3 protein-coding genes are annotated in these 2,816 nt (G+C 73.5%); all 3 read left to right on the top strand.

Annotated features, from left to right (window positions below):
• Positions 1 to 362, top strand: a 362-nt coding sequence (locus tag AC1DXV_RS33460; protein ID WP_477937859.1) for a winged helix-turn-helix domain-containing protein, incomplete at its 5' end; no start/stop codon positions are given.
• A 23-nt stretch (positions 363 to 385) separates the two neighbouring features.
• The gene (locus AC1DXV_RS33455; RefSeq protein WP_477937857.1) at positions 386 to 2,323 is read left to right on the top strand and encodes a SulP family inorganic anion transporter; all 1,938 of its coding nucleotides are present in this window, start codon (positions 386 to 388) and stop codon (positions 2,321 to 2,323) included.
• Positions 2,320 to 2,816 (top strand): hypothetical protein (locus AC1DXV_RS33450; protein WP_477937855.1); only part of this gene is annotated, 497 nt, incomplete at its 3' end. The genes AC1DXV_RS33455 and AC1DXV_RS33450, both read left to right, overlap by 4 nt.

Here is a 2,816-nt window from a genome sequence, read left to right as displayed (position 1 = left end):
GCAGCATCGACCGCGGCGCCAGTGCCATCGTCTCGCGCTCGCAGCGCGTCGGCCTGACCGCCCGCGAACTCGCGCTCGCCCAGCTGCTGTTCGAGAACGCCGGCCAGCTGGTGACCCGGGCCCGCCTCGCGCAGGATGTCTGGGGCACCGATGCCGGCATCACCGGCCGCTCGATCGAACAGCACATCTATCAGTTGCGCCGCAAGCTCAAGCGCTGCGCCGGCGAGGCGCTCGCGCTGCGCGGCGTCTACGGCAGCGGCTACCGCATCGACGCGGCCGCCGTGCCGCGCACCTCCTCCGGACCTTCTTCTGCGCCCACGGCCGCTCCCGGCCTGGCGGCGCAGGCCATGTTCCACGCCTGAACCTTCCACCGCCCACCACCACCATGCGCTCCACCACCCACTCCACCTTCGACGGCCTGCGTCCCGACCGCGTCCCGCTGCCCTGGGGCGACGTGCGAGGGGCCTCGCTGTCCGCGCTGTTGTCGCTGATCACCACCGTGTCCTATGGCGCGGTAGCGGCCGGATCGATCTCGTCGATGGGGCCGGGCGTGGTGTCGGCGATGGTGCTGTCGGGGCTGATCGCCGCCTCGCTCGGCGCCCTCGTCGCGAGCGCGTTCGGCTCGGTGCCGACGCAGATCTTCTCGCCGCGCGCCTCGGTCGCGGTCGTGATCGCGGCGGCCGCGGCGTCGTTCAGTGCCGGCGACGGCGTCAAGCTGCCGCAGGTGCTCGCGCTGCTGTCGCTGTGCCTGTTCCTCGCGATGCTGTTGCAGCTGGCCTTCGCGGCGCTGAAGCTCGGCGGCCTGATCCGGCTGATCCCGACCTCGGTGACGGCGGGCCTCGTGATCGCGCTGGCGCTGCGGCTGATCTGGTCCGAGCTGCCCGACCTGGTGGCCGCGCCGGACCGCCTGCGCCCGTGGGCGCCGCTGTGCACCGCCATCGGCACCTTCGGCGTGTTCGCGTTGCTGCGGGCCCGCTACGGGGCCGGCGGCGCGATGCTCGCGGGGCTCGCGGCCGGCCTGCTGGTTGCGCTGGTGGTCGATCTCGGCGCGCCCGGTGCGCTGCCGCACCTGCCGTCCATCGACCTCGCCGGCGGCCCGCTGCTGCCGGTGTCGCGCCTCCTCGGGCAGTTCCTCGAAGGCTGGCCGCCGGGCCGCTGGATCGACGTGCTGGCCTTCGCCGCGGTGATCGCGCTCGTCAACTCGGTCGAGACGCTGACCTCGGCGATGCAGATCGAAGACCTCGGCACGCAGCGCTTCGACGCCAACCGCGCGCTGCTGGCCGGCGCCCTCGGCTCGCTGGTCTCGCTGCTGGCCGGCGGGCTGCCGGTGGCCGGTGGCACCTCGACCTCGTCGGTGCACATGCAGGCCGGTGCCACCTCGCGCAGCGCCGCGTTCGCCTCGGCGATGCTGGTGGGCCTGGGCACGCTGGTGTTCGCGTCGATCATCGTCAAGGTGCCGCTGGCGGTGGTGGCCGCGCTGATGTTGTGCGTGGCCGGCGAGATCGCCGTGCCGCCGGTGCGCGAGCTGCTGGCGCAATGGCAAGCCGACCGGCGCGGCATGCGCGGCGAACTGGCGGTGGTGCTGATCGTGTGCGTGCTGATGCTGTCGGCCGACATCCTGGTGGCGGTGGCGGCCGGTGTGGTCGCCGCCTCGGTGCTGGCCTTCGTGCAGATGCGCGACAGCCTGGTGCGCCGCGAATACAACGCGACCGATGCGATGGCCCCGACCATCGTCGGCGTGCCGATGGGCCACACGGGTTCGCGCGACGTGCCGGTGATCGAGATCGGCCAGCCGCTGTTCTTCGCGACCGTCGAGGCCGCGGTGCATGCGGTGGAGCGCGTGAACATCAGCTCGCGCCAGGTGGTGCTCGACCTGACGCGCAGCGGCGGCCTGGACCTGACCGCGGCGAAGGCGCTGTCGCGCTGCGCCGCGGTGATGCAGCGCGACGAGCGCCAGCTGCTGGTGGTCGGCGGCGAGCGCATCGCCGAGATGGAGTCGCCGCTGCGCCCGTGCCTGGTGTTCGGCCACATCGGCGATGCGGTGAACTACTGCACCGATGCGCAGGGCCTGCGCGACCTCGAGGTCGAGCGGGTGCGGCGCGAGGCGCAGACCGTGCCGCAGGCGGTGATCGAGCACGCGACACGGCTGCTGGCCGAGCACATCGGGCCGATCGCCGAGGTGCTGGTGCGCCGCGCGGCCTCGGTCGTCACCAACCGCGACCAGTTCTGCAACGCGCTGGCCGGGCAGCTCGACGAGAGTCGCGCGCGAGAGGCCTTCCTGGCCGGCATGAAGCGCGTCAACATCGTGCGGAGCGCATCATGAGCGGCGCCGCGATGCAAGCCGGCACGCGCGAGCGCGACGCCTTCGTCTCGATGCTGGCGCGGCTCGATGCGCAGCTCGAGCGCGACCTGGCCCTGACGAAGGCGCCCCAGGTGACCGAGGCCGCCGAAGGCGAGCGCACGGATTTCGTGCCGACGCTGCAGATGCTGAAGCCCGAAGAGATCGCCGCGCTGGCGGCCCCGCCGCGCCGCGATGCGCCAGCGTCGCGCACCGCGGTGCTGCGGCCGGCGCGCTCGATCGGCCGGCTGCTGCCGTGGCTGGTGGGCGGCGGGCTGGTGGCCGGTGCGGCCTCCTTCGCGATGTCGTTCAGCGGTTCGCGTCCGGTGCTGCCGAAGGGGCCGGAGGTCGCGACCATCGTGCCGGTGGCACCGGTGGTGTCGACCGCCGTCGCGGCATCGGCTCCGGTGGCTGTTGCGGCGGTGGTTGCGGCGGCCCCTGCGCCGGCTCCAGCGGTGGCCCCGGCCCCGGCCGCGAC

The organism is Rhizobacter sp. P3_C12 (assembly GCF_056402735.1).
This window is presented reverse-complemented; position numbering and strand designations above follow the sequence as displayed.